This window comes from Sphaerisporangium viridialbum (genome assembly GCF_049674955.1).
In the GTDB taxonomy this organism is placed as follows: Bacteria; Actinomycetota; Actinomycetes; order Streptosporangiales; family Streptosporangiaceae; genus Sphaerisporangium; species Sphaerisporangium viridialbum.
This window is the reverse complement of the sequence record NZ_CP187232.1, coordinates 2,157,862-2,173,506: the sequence shown is the minus strand read 5'-3', so window position 1 is coordinate 2,173,506 and position 15,645 is coordinate 2,157,862. Positions and strand designations below refer to the sequence as shown.

9 protein-coding genes and 3 rRNA genes are annotated in these 15,645 nt (G+C 66.0%); 2 read left to right on the top strand and 10 right to left on the bottom strand.

Going from position 1 to position 15,645, the window contains the following annotated elements:
• Position 1: 1 nt before the first annotated feature.
• From mreC to ACOZ38_RS09660, 9 genes are all read right to left on the bottom strand, one after another.
• Positions 2-1,270: a rod shape-determining protein MreC gene (gene mreC, locus ACOZ38_RS09700; protein WP_424529782.1), complete on the bottom strand. Its 1,269-nt coding sequence runs from the start codon at positions 1,268-1,270 to the stop codon at positions 2-4.
• A gap of 16 nt (positions 1,271-1,286) precedes the next feature.
• Positions 1,287-2,318 carry a rod shape-determining protein gene (locus ACOZ38_RS09695; RefSeq protein WP_424529780.1) on the bottom strand — a complete coding sequence of 344 codons (1,032 nt, stop codon included), beginning with the start codon at positions 2,316-2,318 and terminating at the stop codon, positions 1,287-1,289.
• Between the two features lie 347 nt (positions 2,319-2,665).
• On the bottom strand, positions 2,666-3,091 hold the full coding sequence (gene ndk, locus ACOZ38_RS09690; RefSeq protein WP_405145536.1) for a nucleoside-diphosphate kinase: 426 nt from the start codon (positions 3,089-3,091) through the stop codon (positions 2,666-2,668).
• A 56-nt stretch (positions 3,092-3,147) separates the two neighbouring features.
• Entirely contained in the window at positions 3,148-4,779 is a 1,632-nt protein-coding gene (locus tag ACOZ38_RS09685) for a hypothetical protein (RefSeq protein WP_424529778.1), read from the bottom strand.
• A gap of 17 nt (positions 4,780-4,796) precedes the next feature.
• A complete protein-coding gene (locus tag ACOZ38_RS09680) occupies positions 4,797-5,132 on the bottom strand; it encodes a DUF4233 domain-containing protein (RefSeq protein ID WP_424529777.1) in 336 nt (111 codons plus the stop codon).
• Between the two features lie 34 nt (positions 5,133-5,166).
• Positions 5,167-6,486 carry a bifunctional folylpolyglutamate synthase/dihydrofolate synthase gene (locus tag ACOZ38_RS09675; protein ID WP_424529775.1) on the bottom strand — a complete coding sequence of 440 codons (1,320 nt, stop codon included), beginning with the start codon at positions 6,484-6,486 and terminating at the stop codon, positions 5,167-5,169.
• A gap of 146 nt (positions 6,487-6,632) precedes the next feature.
• Positions 6,633-6,749, bottom strand: a 5S ribosomal RNA gene (gene rrf / locus ACOZ38_RS09670).
• Between the two features lie 77 nt (positions 6,750-6,826).
• Positions 6,827-9,962: ribosomal RNA gene (locus ACOZ38_RS09665) — 23S ribosomal RNA — on the bottom strand.
• Between the two features lie 480 nt (positions 9,963-10,442).
• A 16S ribosomal RNA gene (locus tag ACOZ38_RS09660) occupies positions 10,443-11,964 on the bottom strand.
• The 16S, 23S and 5S rRNA genes sit together here, the layout of an rRNA operon.
• A 607-nt stretch (positions 11,965-12,571) precedes the next feature.
• Here ACOZ38_RS09660 and ACOZ38_RS09655 point away from each other — a divergent pair.
• A complete protein-coding gene (locus ACOZ38_RS09655) occupies positions 12,572-13,621 on the top strand; it encodes an AI-2E family transporter (RefSeq protein WP_424529774.1) in 1,050 nt (349 codons plus the stop codon).
• A gap of 9 nt (positions 13,622-13,630) precedes the next feature.
• Positions 13,631-13,999, top strand: coding sequence for a DUF6597 domain-containing transcriptional factor (locus ACOZ38_RS09650; RefSeq protein ID WP_424529772.1), 369 nt, complete (start codon positions 13,631-13,633; stop codon positions 13,997-13,999).
• A gap of 21 nt (positions 14,000-14,020) precedes the next feature.
• Here the strand turns inward: ACOZ38_RS09650 and ACOZ38_RS09645 are convergent, their stop codons facing one another.
• On the bottom strand, positions 14,021-15,640 hold the full coding sequence (locus ACOZ38_RS09645; RefSeq protein WP_424529771.1) for an AMP-binding protein: 1,620 nt from the start codon (positions 15,638-15,640) through the stop codon (positions 14,021-14,023).
• Positions 15,641-15,645 lie beyond the last annotated feature (5 nt).

Here is a 15,645-nt window from a genome sequence, read left to right as displayed (position 1 = left end):
TTCATGTCCTCTCGCCGGCCTGGCCGTGCTTGGTGCCAGGCCGCTCGTGTGCCTTCTCGCCGGGCCGCTCCCGCGTGCCCCCGTGTGCCCGCCCTCGCGTGGCTTCCGCCGGCCGCTCGCGGGCCCTCGTGCCCGGCCCCTCGCGTATGGCGCCGGCCCGCCTGCGCGGGCCGGCCGGGCGCCCGGGCCCATGGGCGGAACGCGGGCGCGTGCGGGCCGACTGCTCGCGGGTCTGGACCGGGCTCTGGCGCGTACCCCGAGGATGCTCGCCGTCGGCGTCATCCTCGCCCCGTGCCGTCGAGGAGGGTGAGGGCGAGGCGGGTGGCGAGGCCGAAGGGGACGGCGTCTGGGACGGCGTCTGGGGCGGCGGCGCGGTGGCGCGAGCCTTCGCCGCGGGCGGAGGCGGCGGCAGCATCGCGTCCCTGGGATCGCGCTGCGGCGCCCGTACGACCACCCCGACGACGTCCAGCGCCGTGAAGTCGACGAAGGGCTTGGCGTACGCGACCCGGGTGAGCTCCCCTGGCGTGGCCTCGACCCGCTGGATGGTGCCCACCGGCAGGCCCGGCGCGTACGGCATGCCCCCCTGCGAGCCGAAGCTCACGATGCGGCGACCGGCTGCCAGCGGCGCCGCCGAGTCGAGGAGACGGAAGCGGATGAGCCGGCCCTCGGCGACCGGCCCGAGGCCCGTCACCAGTCCGATCTCGTTGCTTCCCTCCACCCGGGCCCCCGCCGAGGACGCCGAGTCGGTGAGCAGGACCACCGTGGAGGTGCTCGGGCTGGTGTGGACGACCCTGCCGACCAGGCCGTCTCCGTTGAGCACGGTCATCTCGGACCGCACACCGTCGCCGCTGCCCGCGTCGATCTCCACGGCGTCCTCGAACCCGGGGACACCGCGCCGGGCGATCACCTGGGCCGCCACCACGCGGTAGCCGCCGAGGCCTGAGAGCCCGAGCACGCGGGTCAGCTCGGCCGACCTGTGGCGGTCGAGGCTGTGAGCGGTCAGCTCCTGTCGCAGCCGGGCGTTCTCCGCCCGCAGCAGCGTGATCTGCCGCTTGGAGTCGGAGGCGGAGGTGAAGGTGCCGATGAAGTCGCCCACGGGCCGTACGACGCCCGTGCCCGCCTGCTCGACCGCGCCGAACAGCGACGCGGCGACGGAGCGGACGGGCTCGAACAGGGAATCCTCACGCTGCCGGTGGTCGATGGTGATCAGGACGAGCGCCACGGCCAGCAGCAGCCCAAGGATCAACCGCGCGCGGCGGGTATCCCTCATCGGTGCCCCTGCTCCATCAGTGTCTCGGCTCCGGCACCAGCACCTGCTGCAGGACCTCGAACTCCTCGACGCACTTGCCCGAGCCGAGCGCCACGGAGTCGAGGGCGTTCTCCACGAGATGGATGGGCATGCCGGTCTCGTCGCGCAGGCGGTCGTCCATGCCCTTCAGGAGGGCTCCGCCGCCCGTGAGGGCGACACCGCGGTCCATCAGGTCGCCGGAGAGCTCGGGAGGGCACTTGTCCAAGGTGGACTTCACCGCGTCGACGATGGCCTTGAGCGGCTCCTCGGTGGCCTTGCGGATCTCGTCGGCCGACACCACGATCGTCTTGGGCAGGCCGGTGACCAGGTCGCGGCCACGGATCTCGGCGTGGCAGTCGTCCCCGACGGGGCAGGCCGAGCCGATCGCGATCTTGATCTCCTCCGCGGTGCGCTCCCCGAGCATCAGGGAGTACTCCTTCTTCGCGAAGGCGATGATCGCCTGGTCGAGCTCGTCGCCCCCGACGCGGATCGACTGGCTGGTCACGATGCCGCCCATCGAGATGATCGCCACCTCGGTGGTGCCACCTCCTATGTCGACCACCATGTTGCCGGTCGGCTCGTGGACGGGCAGCCGGGCGCCGATCGCGGCGGCCATCGGCTCCTCGATGATGTAGACCCGGCGGGCCCCCGCCTGGTAGCCCGCCTCCTTGACCGCCCGCTGCTCGACACCGGTGATGCCGCTCGGAACGGCCACGATGATGCGAGGCTTGGCGAATTGCCGACGTTTGTGCACCCGCTGGATGAAATAGCGCAACATGCGCTCGGTCACGTCGAAGTCGGCGATCACGCCGTCCTTCAGCGGGCGTATCGCCACGATGTTGCCGGGCGTTCGGCCAATCATCCTCTTGGCCTCGATGCCCACTGCCACGATCTTGCCGGTGGTGGTGTTGATCGCGACCACCGACGGCTCGTTGAGCACGATGCCGCGCCCGCGCACGTAGACCAACGTGTTGGCCGTGCCCAGGTCGACGGCCATGTCACGGCCGAGGAATGCCAGCTTGCTGCCCATGGGGAAGGAAACCTTCCTTCAGGTCGTTCGCGAGAGATTACGATTCGCATTCGAATCGTAACGTGACGTACCCACTCGCGAGGGCAACGAGCCGTCCGGCTCAGAAAAAACTTGTCGTGGTTCCGGGACGATAGGGCGCCGACCTGCGGTTATACCCCTCCCGACCCGCTTCGACCATGGACACGCCGGGCTCGGCCGATAGCGCCCCCGCGCGTGTCGGAAGAGCTCGAACCGCTCCATTGCACGCGTCAGGCCCCGGCGCGTTGGTCACACGCCAGGGCCTTCGCCGGTCTCATGTCCCCCGGCTCGTCGCACGCGGAGCCGTCAGCCGGGCTGACGGCCGGCGCTCAGAAACGGTCGGGGAAGAAAATCTTGACCTCGCGGGCCGCGGACTCGGGCGAGTCGGACCCGTGGACGATGTTCTCGCCGATCTCCAGGGCGTGGTCGCCGCGGATCGTGCCGGGGGCCGACTTCACCGGGTCGGTGGCGCCCGCGAGGGCGCGGAAGGCCTCGACGGCGCGCGGGCCCTCGAGCACCATCGCGACCAGCGGACCGGAGGTGATGAACTCGACCAGCTCGCCGAAGAACGGCTTCTCGGCGTGCTCGGCGTAGTGGGCCTTGGCGGTCTCGGCGTCCAGCGTGCGGAGGTCCATGGCTATGACCTTGAGGCCCTTGCGCTCCACGCGGGCGATCACGTCACCGATGAGGCCACGGCGGACACCGTCGGGCTTGATCAGGACAAGCGTGCGCTCGGACACGGGTATCTCCTTCATAGTGATCGTCGGCCGCCGCGCGCGACGGCCGGCAAGAGGGGAAGCGTGTGCGCAGCTTACCGGGCTGAGGGCCCCTCGCCGTCCTCGCCGGTGGTGCCCTCGGGGGACCGGGTCGGCGGCGGAACGACCGGGATCATGGCGGTTTCGGGGTCTGCGGCAGACCGTTCGCCGCCGATCGGCTCCATCATCGCCTCCATCATGGGCTCCGTCACCGTGCCCGCCGGAGCGGAGGCCGGGGCCTCAGGGGGCGACGGCGTGGTGCGGGATGGAACCGGGCTCTCCTCGGGCAGCCGGCGAGCGAGCACGGCGCCCACCACGAGCACGATGACGACCACGAAGCCGGCGACGAGCGCCCAGATGTGCAGGGCCCCGACGAAGCCGTCGACCATGGCCTGCGAGGTGACCGTCCCGGACGAGCTGACCGCGCGCAGCCAGCCGACCTGGATGCCCGTGCCCAGCAGGAATCCGCTGAGGACGGCGGGAAAGCACAGGGACAGCCCGAACAGCGCGGCACGGAGCCCCACCCCCCGCAGGGCCGAGGTGACCGCGACGGCGGCACCCGCCGTCAGCAGCACGAACGGCAGCAGGAGAGGCATGCCCCAGGCCGCCGGGACGAACAGGCGCACCGCGCACAGCCCCACGACCATGGTCACCAGCCCGCCGCCGACGAGCTTCGGCACCAGCGCGTCGCTCACCCGTCCCGCGACGAGCGCGGCGGCGAACGCGATCACGGCGGCGAGCCCGAAAGGAGCCCACAGGCCCGACAGCCCGGGGCCTCCGAGGCCGCCCAGCTCAACGTAGGTCACCTGGGCCGAGGTCGGAAGGACCACCAGCCCGACGGCGACCATCACGAACGCGAGCACGCGGCCACCGGGACCTTCGATGCGACCGGCGCACGCCATGGCCAGCAGCATCACCACCGCCAGCCCGGCCGCGGCGACGATCAGCCCTGACGGCCAGTTGAACGTGGTGCCGAAGGCGAGGACGGCGATGCCGACGGACGGCCCGGCGGCGAGCACCAGGTGCCCGCGCCGCGCGCTCTCGGCACGCGCGTCGGCGCTCTCGCCGGTCAGGCGAGAGAGCACGAAGTAGACGGCGGCGAGCGCGAGCGCCAGGCCGGTCAGCAGGGGATACGGCTGGAGGGTCACCCGCCAGGACGTCACGGCGTCGAGCGGCCACAGAGCCAGCGCCTGAGCGGCCAGCAGGCTGACGGCCAGCGCTCCGGCCCAGACGGGCATCAGGACGCCGCGAGCCGGGCTCGGACGCTCCCAGCTCGCGGCGAACGTCGCCGGGACCAGCATGCCCGCGCCGACGCCGTGCAGGACCCGCAGCGCGCCGACGCCGAACGTCGAGCCGGCGAAGCCTCCTGCCACATCGGCCACGGCGAGGAGCGCCAGCCCGGCCACGAGGATCGGCGCCGCCGGGAACCGTCTCAGCGCGGCCCCGGCGAGCGGGACGGTGCACAGCATGACGGGCAGGGCGAGCCCATGGGCCCTCAGGATGCCGACCCCGGCGATCTCTGGAGGGAGCAGGGCGGACACCACGGAGATGGTGTTGGGGATGGCGACGATCGCCAGCGGAAGGGCGACCGCGGTCAGAAGCCCGACGATCACGTCGAGCACGAACGGCAGACGGTGGACCCGGCCAAGACTCCTGAAGCCCGCGGCCTGAATTGGGGGGACGGCCATACTGGCCGACTTTAGCGTTAAGTCACGCCCTCGACACGGCGAGCGACAAATATCGCCGTCACCCAAAGCGCTGCGAAGACGACGCCGAGGAAGAACATCATCGGCACCAGGAAGCCGGTGGCGATGGCGAGCACCTGCACCACGCTGCCCGCGATGTACGCGGAGGGCCGCTTGAGCATGCCCGCCACGACCACGCACGCCAGCGCGAGGCCCACGCACACGGGAACGGCCACGCCTGGCACCACACCGTTCACCACGATGGCCACGGGCGTGACCAGCGCCAGCACGATGGACTCCATACCGAGCACGCTGGCGCACAGGCGCCGCATCCCGGGAGTGACGGTGAAGCTCACGCCGGCCCTCCTTCGACCCCGACCGCCGGCATCATCAGCCCCGGCCCGCCTTGAGCAGGGTGCGGGCGTCACCGACGGTGACGACCGAGCCGGTGATCAGAACCCCCGCACCGCCGAACTCGCCGGTCTCCTCGGCCAGGCCGATGGCGATGTCGATGGCGTCGTCGATGCGCGCCACCTCGTGCACGCGCTCGCTACCGAAGATGTCCTCGGCCAGCGCCGCCAGTTCCTCGGGATCCATGGAGCGCGGCGAGGAGTTGCGCGTGACGACGATCTCCTCCACCACGGGCTCCAGAAGCTCCAGGACGCCGGCGACGTCCTTGTCGGCCATGACCGCCACCACGGCGACGAGCCTGCTGAACCCGAAGGACTCCTCCAGGGCCTGGACGACCGACTCCATCGCCCCCGGATTGTGCCCGGCGTCCACGACGACGGTGGGACCGCGCCGGATGACCTCCAGCCGTCCCGGCGAGGTCACCTGTGCGAACGCCCGCCGCACGAGATCTCCGTCGAGAGGGTCGTCGCCCCCGGTGAGCGCCTCGACCGCCGCCAGCGCGCAGGCGGCGTTGCTCGCCTGGTGCTCTCCGAACAGCGGGAGGAAGACCTCGTCGTAGACGCCCTTGAGCCCCTGGAGGCGAAGGAGCTGGCCGCCCATGGCGATCTCTCTGTGGGCCACGCCGAACTCCAGCCCCTCACGGGCGACCGTGGCCCCCGTCTCGGCGGCACGCCGCATCAGGACCTCGGCGGCCTCGAGAGGCTGCTGCGCCAGAATGGCCGTCGCACCCGGCTTGATGATGCCGGACTTCTCGCGGGCGATGGCCTCGATGTCGGGCCCGAGGTAGCCGACGTGGTCGAGGGAGATGGGAGTGACGACGGCGATGGCGCCGTCGGCGACGTTCGTGGAGTCCCAGGTGCCTCCCATGCCGACCTCGATGACCGCGACGTCGACGGGCGCGTCCGCGAAGGCCGCGTACGCCATGGCGGTGAGCGTCTCGAAGAACGAGAGTCTGCCCTGCTGCTGGTCGACGAGCTCGAGATAGGGCTGGACGTCCTCGTACACCTCGGCGAACCGCTCTTCGCTGAGCGGCTCGCCGTCGAGGCTGATGCGCTCGCGCATCGAGGTGAGGTGCGGGCTGGTGAACCGGCCGACGCGGAGGTTCCGCTCACGGAGCAGGGAATCGATCATGCGGGCAGTGCTCGACTTGCCGTTGGTGCCGGTGATGTGGACGACCGGATAGGCCCGCTGGGGCTGGCCCAGCAGATCCATCAGGACGTTGATCCGGTCCAGGGTGGGATCGATGTCCCACTCCACACCTCGCTGCAAGATCGCCTTTTCGACCGCCTGATATTCCACACCTGAAGCCTACTTACCAGGGCGCGCGGTCCGTGCCGCGCCCGTGGCCCCTGTGGACAACCCTCGGCCGGCTTGGAACGTGAAAGGGTCTATAACGCAGGAAAGCCATCCACAAAGTGGATGGCTCTCCTACCAACACAATATTTGTCCGGCGGTGTCCTACTCTCCCACACCGTCCCCGGTGCAGTACCATCGGCGCTGGAAAGCTTAACTTCCGGGTTCGGAATGTAACCGGGTGTTTCCCTTCCGCTATGACCGCCGTAACCCCTTGAAACACACAACCAGGGTCACCCCAGCTTGTTGTTTCTGAGTTACATAGTGGACGCGAGCAAAACGCTTTGTGGTCAAGTCCTCGGCCTATTAGTACCGGTCAGCTCCACACCTCACGATGCTTCCACCTCCGGCCTATCAACCCAGTCGTCTCCTGGGAGCCTTACCCTGTTTCCAGGTGGGAGACCTCATCTCAAGGCAGGCTTCCCGCTTAGATGCTTTCAGCGGTTATCCCTCCCGAACGTAGCCAACCAGCCGTGCTCTTGGCAGAACAACTGGCACACCAGAGGTTCGTCCGTCCCGGTCCTCTCGTACTAGGGACAGCCCCTTTCAAGTCTCCTGCGCGCGCAGCGGATAGGGACCGAACTGTCTCGCGACGTTCTAAACCCAGCTCGCGTACCGCTTTAATGGGCGAACAGCCCAACCCTTGGGACCTACTCCAGCCCCAGGATGCGACGAGCCGACATCGAGGTGCCAAACCATCCCGTCGATATGGACTCTTGGGGAAGATCAGCCTGTTATCCCCGGGGTACCTTTTAGCCGTTGAGCGACGGCGCTTCCACATGCCACCGCCGGATCACTAGTCCCAGCTTTCGCTCCTGCTCGACCTGTCGGTCTCACAGTCAAGCCCCCTTGTGCACTTACACTCAACACCTGATTGCCAACCAGGCTGAGGGAACCTTTGGGCGCCTCCGTTACCCTTTAGGAGGCAACCGCCCCAGTTAAACTACCCACCAGACACTGTCCCCCACCCGGATACACGGGCGCGGGTTAGACATCCAAAACGACCAGAGTGGTATTTCACCAATGACTCCACCCGAACTAGCGTCCAAGCTTCACCGTCTCCCACCTATCCTACACAAGCCGTCCCAAACACCAATGTCAAGCTGTAGTGAAGGTCCCGGGGTCTTTCCGTCCTGCTGCGCGTAACGAGCATCTTTACTCGTAGTGCAATTTCGCCGGGTCTGTGGTTGAGACAGCGGGGAAGTCGTTACGCCATTCGTGCAGGTCGGAACTTACCCGACAAGGAATTTCGCTACCTTAGGATGGTTATAGTTACCACCGCCGTTTACCGGCGCTTAAGTTCTCAGCTTCGCACGCCCGAAAGCGCACTAACCGGTCCCCTTAACGTTCCGGCACCGGGCAGGCGTCAGTCCGTATACATCGTCTTACGACTTCGCACGGACCTGTGTTTTTAGTAAACAGTCGCTTCCCCCTGGCCACTGCGACCCCCACCAGCTCCGAGTGCAAGACTCATCACCAGCAAGGGTCCCCCTTCTCCCGAAGTTACGGGGGCAATTTGCCGAGTTCCTTAACCACAGTTCACCCGATCGCCTTGGTATTCTCTACCTGACCACCTGAGTCGGTTTAGGGTACGGGCCGCCGGCACACTCACTAGAGGCTTTTCTCGGCAGCATGGGATCACCCACTTCACCACAATCGGCTCGGCATCACATCTCACCCTTATATGCGGCACGGATTTACCTATGCCACGGGCTACATGCTTACCCCAGGAACAACCATCGCCTGGGATGGGCTACCCTCCTGCGTCACCCCATCGCTTACCTACTACCAGATCAGGCCAGGCGTTCAGCCTCACCAAGTCCCGAAGGACAACAGGGGCTTAAGGACCCTTAGTATCACTGGATTCGATATGGGCGCATGCTAGCGGGTACGGGAATATCAACCCGTTGTCCATCGACTACGCCTGTCGGCCTCGCCTTAGGTCCCGACTTACCCTGGGCGGATTAGCCTAGCCCAGGAACCCTTGGTCATCCGGCGCAGAAGTTTCTCACTTCTGATTCGCTACTCATGCCTGCATTCTCACTCGCACGGCCTCCACAACTCGATCACTCGGCTGCTTCGCCGGCCGCACGACGCTCCCCTACCCATCCACACACCTAGACACACAAACGTGCGCCGGGCTTAACGCGTGAATGCCACGACTTCGGCGGTGTACTTGAGCCCCGCTACATTGTCGGCGCGGAATCACTTGACCAGTGAGCTATTACGCACTCTTTCAAGGATGGCTGCTTCTAAGCCAACCTCCTGGTTGTCACTGCGACTCCACATCCTTTCCCACTTAGCACACGCTTAGGGGCCTTAGTCGGTGGTCTGGGCTGTTTCCCTCTCGACTACGGAGCTTATCCCCCGCAGTCTCACTGCCACGCTCTCACTTACCGGCATTCGGAGTTTGGCTGACGTCAGTAACCCGGTAAGGCCCATCAGCCATCCAGTGCTCTACCTCCGGCAAGAAACACGTGACGCTGCACCTAAATGCATTTCGGGGAGAACCAGCTATCACGGAGTTTGATTGGCCTTTCACCCCTACACACAGGTCATCCCCCAGGTTTTCAACCCTGGTGGGTTCGGTCCTCCACACGGTCTTACCCGCGCTTCAACCTGCCCATGCGTAGATCACTCCGCTTCGGGTCTACAGCATGCGACTCAAACGCCCTATTCAGACTCGCTTTCGCTACGGCTCCCCCACACGGGTTAACCTCGCCACACACCATAACTCGCAGGCTCATTCTTCAAAAGGCACGCAGTCACATCACAGGCAAGGCAAGCCTCACCCAAGCTCCTACGGCTTGTAGGCACACGGTTTCAGGTACTATTTCACGACCCCTCACCGGGGCGCTTTTCACCTTTCCCTCACGGTACTTGTTCACTATCGGTCATCAGGGAGTATTTAGGCTTACCAGGTGGTCCTGGCAGATTCACACAGGATTCCTCGAGCCCCGTGCTACTTGGGATCCCCTCAAACAGTCGACAAGGTTTCGCCTACCCGACTCTCACGGTCTACGGCGCAACTTCCCAGAAGCTTCGACTACCCCATCGATTTATCACTGTTCGGAAGAACGGCAGCTCCTCCAAGAGGGTCCCACAACCCCACACACGCAACACCTGCCGGCTATCACACGCGCATGGTTTAGCCTCATCCGCTTTCGCTCACCACTACTCACGGAATCACTATTGTTTTCTCTTCCTACGGGTACTGAGATGTTTCACTTCCCCGCGTTACCACCAACCGCCCTATACATTCAGACGGCGGCAACACCACATGACTGGTGCTAGGTTTCCCCATTCGGACATCCCCGGATCAACGTCTGGTTGGCGACTCCCCGAGGCTTAACGCAGCCTCCCACGTCCTTCATCGGCTCCTGATGCCAAGGCATCCACCGTGTGCCCTAAAAAACTTGGCCACAAAGATGCTCGCGTCCACTATGCAATTCACAAACAACAAACAGGCCACCAACCCCACCCACCACCAGACACCCACACCACCAACCCGAAAGACACAACATCTCTCAAGCCACGATGCGAACCGGTATGACGGAAGGCTGGCCCCGCAAACAAGGAAACAACGACCCACAAGCAACGAGACCGCAACCCCACAGCAACAGCTGCGACAGCGGCCCCGCGCTTCGGCCCGTTTCCTCAGGACCCAACAGTGTGTTCGAACCACCCGAACCCCCACGACAGCGTTCCCACTCCGCGACCCCCTCCAAAGAGAAGGCCCACGGCGGTACCAGCCGCCGGGACGACCCCGACGATCCGACTAGCCAGTGCTCCACTAATGAGCAGGTCGCGCACAAGACGAACGCTTGCGAACACGACCATGGACCAAACCCCGATGCGACGACCTTGCGACGCACCCGCGAGCTCAGCCAGATGCTCCTTAGAAAGGAGGTGATCCAGCCGCACCTTCCGGTACGGCTACCTTGTTACGACTTCGTCCCAATCGCCAGCCCCACCTTCGACCGCTCCCCCCAGCAAGCTGGTTGGGCCACGGGCTTCGGGTGTTGCCGACTTTCGTGACGTGACGGGCGGTGTGTACAAGGCCCGGGAACGTATTCACCGCAGCGTTGCTGATCTGCGATTACTAGCGACTCCGACTTCATGGGGTCGAGTTGCAGACCCCAATCCGAACTGAGACCGGCTTTTAGGGATTCGCTCCACCTCACGGCATCGCAACCCTCTGTACCGGCCATTGTAGCATGTTTGCAGCCCAAGACATAAGGGGCATGATGACTTGACGTCATCCCCACCTTCCTCCGAGTTGACCCCGGCAGTCTCCCATGAGTCCCCACCACCCCAAAGGGCGTGCTGGCAACATGGAACAAGGGTTGCGCTCGTTGCGGGACTTAACCCAACATCTCACGACACGAGCTGACGACAGCCATGCACCACCTGTCACCCAGTCCGAAGAGGGCTCTGTCTCCAGAGCTTTCCGGGCGATGTCAAGCCTTGGTAAGGTTCTTCGCGTTGCGTCGAATTAAGCAACATGCTCCGCCGCTTGTGCGGGCCCCCGTCAATTCCTTTGAGTTTTAGCCTTGCGGCCGTACTCCCCAGGCGGGGCGCTTAATGCGTTAGCTACGGCACGGAATCCGTGGAAGGACCCCACACCTAGCGCCCAACGTTTACAGCGTGGACTACCAGGGTATCTAATCCTGTTCGCTCCCCACGCTTTCGCTCCTCAGCGTCAGGTAAGGCCCAGCAAGCCGCCTTCGCCACCGGTGTTCCTCCTGATATCTGCGCATTTCACCGCTACACCAGGAATTCCGCTTGCCCCTACCTACCTCTAGCCAGCCCGTATCCACCGCAGACCCACAGTTAAGCCATGGGCTTTCACGGCAGACGCGACAAGCCACCTACGAGCTCTTTACGCCCAATAATTCCGGACAACGCTTGCGCCCTACGTATTACCGCGGCTGCTGGCACGTAGTTAGCCGGCGCTTCTTCTGCAGGTACACGTCAACTTCGTCCCTGCTGAAAGAGGTTTACAACCCGAAGGCCGTCATCCCCCACGCGGCGTCGCTGCGTCAGGCTTTCGCCCATTGCGCAATATTCCCCACTGCTGCCTCCCGTAGGAGTCTGGGCCGTGTCTCAGTCCCAGTGTGGCCGGTCGCCCTCTCAGGCCGGCTACCCGTCGTCGCCTTGGTAGGCCACTACCCCACCAACAAGCTGATAGGCCGCGAGTCCATCCCCAACCGAAAAAACTTTCCACCAGCACCCGATGCCAAGGCTGGTCGTATCCGGTATTAGACCCAGTTTCCCGGGCTTATCCCAAAGTCAGGGGCAGGTTACTCACGTGTTACTCACCCGTTCGCCGCTCGAGTACCCCGAAGGGCCTTTCCGCTCGACTTGCATGTGTTAAGCACGCCGCCAGCGTTCGTCCTGAGCCAGGATCAAACTCTCCAAACAATGTCTGAAGAAATCCCGGCGAACACCACACACACATGTGCGATGTCAACCAAAGGAAACCATCCCCACACACCCACAAACGAGCATGCGGAAGACGGAGGTATGCATATTCATGCACTGGCTTTTAACACACTGTTGAGTTCTCAAGAAACGGACGCGTACACCATCACCCGAACCCACCACGTGGACCCGAACTCCGGGGCTTCCATCTCGTATGTCTTCATCTTACAAGGCCGTTTAACCGGGAGCAAACCGCGCCTTTGCAGGCACTTGACTTCCAGCCACCCGAACCCACTAGGATTCAGACCGCCCCGTCTCCAGGGCAACCCCTCTAACTTACCCGATCTGGCCTGGCGGCGCAAACGCTGCCCGGTAGATCTTTTAGAGGAATATCGGCACCGCACCCAACCAGCGCCCACGCGGCATCCACCAGAAGTGGAGAGCGGGGATGTTGGCCGGGCGATGCCGACGACAAAAGATTAGCAGTCCCCGGCCAGCTCTCGATCCATAACGGGCAACGATCGCGTAGAACCTTTCGCCCCTCGCGCCAACACACGTACAACAAGCGGTAGAAACAGAGGATTCCCCGAGCGGATCGAGGTAGGCCGTGAGCGACAGAACGGTACCGCGGGCACTGATCATGCTGCTCGTCCTTGCGACGGCCGTCATCGCCCTGGCCGGCATCAAAGCGATCGACACGATCGCAGGCCCCGTCGTGCTCGCGCTCGTCCTCACGATCGCCGTGTCCCCGATCAGGGGCTGGCTCACGCGCAGGCGGGCGCCCGGCTGGGTGGTCGTCGCGGTCCCGTTCGCGGTGGTCATCGTCGTCCTGCTCGGCATGGTCGCCATCCTCACCACCGCCGTCGTGCAGATGGCCGTGCTCGTCCCCAGCTACGCGAACCAGTTCAACAAGCTCGTGGCCGACGCGCAGAAGTGGGCGGCCGAGCACGGCATCGCGCCCCAGGTGAACAAGGCGATCCAGTCGCTGGACCCCGGCAAGATCTTCGAGTTCGCCCAGGGCTTGCTGTCCAGCGTGCTGGGCGTGGTCTCCAGCCTGCTGCTGATCGTCATCCTCCTGCTGGCGATGAGCCTGGACGCGCCGATCATCTCCCGCATCATGTCGGCCGCGTCGGCCGAGCGACCCGCCATCACCAACGCGCTGACGACGTTCGCCCAGAAGACCCGCCGCTACCTGCTGGTCTCCACGATCTTCGGCCTGATCTGCGCGGCGCTGGACGTCGTCGCGCTGTACATCCTGCACGTGCCGCTCCCCCTCCTGTGGGGGGTGCTGGCGCTGATCACGAACTACATCCCGAACATCGGCTTCGTCATCGGGCTGGTGCCCCCCGCCCTGCTCGGGCTGCTCACCGGGGGCATCAGGACGATGATCCTGACCATCGTCGCCTACATGGTGATCAACATCGTGGTGCAGTCGTTCATCCAGCCGAAGTTCCTCGGCGACGCCGTGGGGCTGACCACGACGGTGACCTTCCTGTCGCTGATCATCTGGGCCACGGTGCTCGGGCCGATCGGGGCGCTCCTCGCCATCCCGCTCACGCTGCTCACCCGCGCCCTGCTGATCGACAGCGACCCGAGCGCCAAGTGGTCGGGCGCGCTCGTCTCCGGTGAGATACCGAGCGACCAGCCACGCTCGTAGGCTGCTCGTATGTACGAGGAGACGGCGCCCGGCCCTTCGCTGGCCGGCCGGGTGGCCTGCCTGTGGGTGCAGGAGGCCGCCGCCCCCCTGGTGCAGCGGGTCGTCCCCGACGGTTGCGTCGACCTCATCTGGGGCCCGGACGGGCCGCACGTCGCGGGCCCGGACACAGGGCACTTCCTGGCCGCACTCCGGCCGGGCGAGCGGTTCACCGGCATCCGCTCCCGCCCGGGGGCGGTGGGCGAGGTGTTCGGCGTGCCCCCCGAGGAGCTCAGGCAGGCTCACATGGCGAACGACGTGAGGCGCCTGGCGGGAGTGCCGCTCGGCCGGCTGCTGGCGGGCCGAACGGGTGGCGCAAGCGACACGGGCGCCACCGCCTGATCCGGGGGTCACAGCAGGAGGTCACAGCAGGAACTGCTCCCGGCCCGACTCGCTGAAGCGCTTCCTGAGCTCGGCACGGTCGGCGCCGGCCATCGGCAGGTAACGCGACTCCCGGCCGGGCCGCCAGAAGACCGGGTCGGCGCACTCCCACCTTTCGCGCCGCAGTCCGGTCTTGGCCACCTTGTTCGTGGGCGTGAGCGGCATCTCCCGCGTGATCCGTACGAACCGGGGCGCCCACTTGGTACCAAGGTCGGGCTGCTCCGCGAGGAACCGGGCGAAGCCGTCGGGGTCGAAGGAGCCGGAGAGTTCGAGCGTGGCCATCACCTGGTCGCCGGTCCGCGCGTCCGGCACGGCGTACACCGCGCACATGATCACCGGTGGGTACCTGGCGAGGATGCGTTCGACGGGCGCGGCGGCGAAGTTCTCGCCGTCGACGCGCAGCCAGTCCGCGTCGCGCCCGGCGAAGTAGAAGTACCCGTCCTGGTCGCGGTAGCCGAGGTCGCCGCTCCAGTACCAGCCGTCGCGCAGCCGCCGTGCGTCGGCCTCCGGATTGTTGTAGTACCCCTCGAAGGTCGCGCCCCGCCGGACGATCTCGCCGATGGCGTCGTGGGCGTTGACCAGCCTCCGTGCCCCGTCGAAGACGGCGCGCGGGCATTCGAGGCCGGTCTCGGGGTCGTGTACGGCGAGGTCCACGCCCTCGCCCGCGAGCCCTAGGGCGTCCGGCGGCGTGCCCGGCGTCTTGCTGATCGCGATCACGCCCTCGCTGGAGCCGTACCCCTCGATGATGTGGCAGCCGAACCGGCGGCCGAACTCGGCCATGTCGCGGGCCGACGCCTCGGTGCCGAACGCGGCGGCCAGCGTGTTTTCCGCGTCGTCCTGGCGCTCCGGCGTGGCGAGGATGTAGGCGAGCGCCCGTCCCACGTAGTTGAAGTACGTAACCCCAAATTTCCGGATATCGGGGAGGAAGCCGGACGCGCTGAAGCGCCGGCGCAGCGCCACGGTCGCTCCCCCGTGCGTCGCCATGGCGAGGTTGGCCATCACGGCGTTGCCGTGGAACAGCGGCATGGCGATGTAGGTGACCGCGTCGGGGCCGATGCCGAACACCACTCCGTGCGCCGCGATCTCCGCCAGGCGTTCTTGGGAGCAGATGACCGCCTTCGGCGCGCCCGTGGATCCGGAGGTGAACAGCAGGAGCAGCGGTTCCGATCCCGGCACCGTACGGCTCGCGCCCTCACGCGAGGCCAGGGACGTCCGGTAGTCCGGCGAGTCCGCGAGCAGCAACGGGACGCCCAGGTCCATGCCGTCGAGCAGGCCCGCCAGCGTGGAGTCGGTGACCAGGAACAGGCTGTCGGTGTGCCGGATGTCGGCGGCGAGCTCGGCGCCGCGCCGGGTGGGGTTGACCCCCACGACCGCGGCCCCGGCCAGCGCCGCGCCGAAGATCCAGAAGACGTACTCGGGGACGTTGTCGAGCAGAACCCCGACGTGGAACGGGCGCCCGGGATCACGGAGGGCGAGCGCGAGCGCTGCCCGCTTTCGCGCCTCTAGGACGACCCGCGCCCACGAGTAGGTCTCGTCCTCGAACCGGAGGCCGGCGTGCTCGTCGTGGGCACGCGCCTCCACCAGCTCCGCGAAGGTCGGCACTCCCT

Bases quoted from the DNA above. Each gene is read 5' to 3' on its own strand.
- mreC (WP_424529782.1), bottom strand. From the start codon at position 1,270: ATGAGGGATACCCGCCGCGCGCGGTTGATCCTTGGGCTGCTGCTGGCC.
- ACOZ38_RS09695 (WP_424529780.1), bottom strand. From the start codon at position 2,318: ATGGGCAGCAAGCTGGCATTCCTCGGCCGTGACATGGCCGTCGACCTG.
- ndk (WP_405145536.1), bottom strand. From the start codon at position 3,091: ATGAAGGAGATACCCGTGTCCGAGCGCACGCTTGTCCTGATCAAGCCC.
- ACOZ38_RS09685 (WP_424529778.1), bottom strand. From the start codon at position 4,779: ATGGCCGTCCCCCCAATTCAGGCCGCGGGCTTCAGGAGTCTTGGCCGG.
- ACOZ38_RS09650 (WP_424529772.1), top strand. From the start codon at position 13,631: ATGTACGAGGAGACGGCGCCCGGCCCTTCGCTGGCCGGCCGGGTGGCC.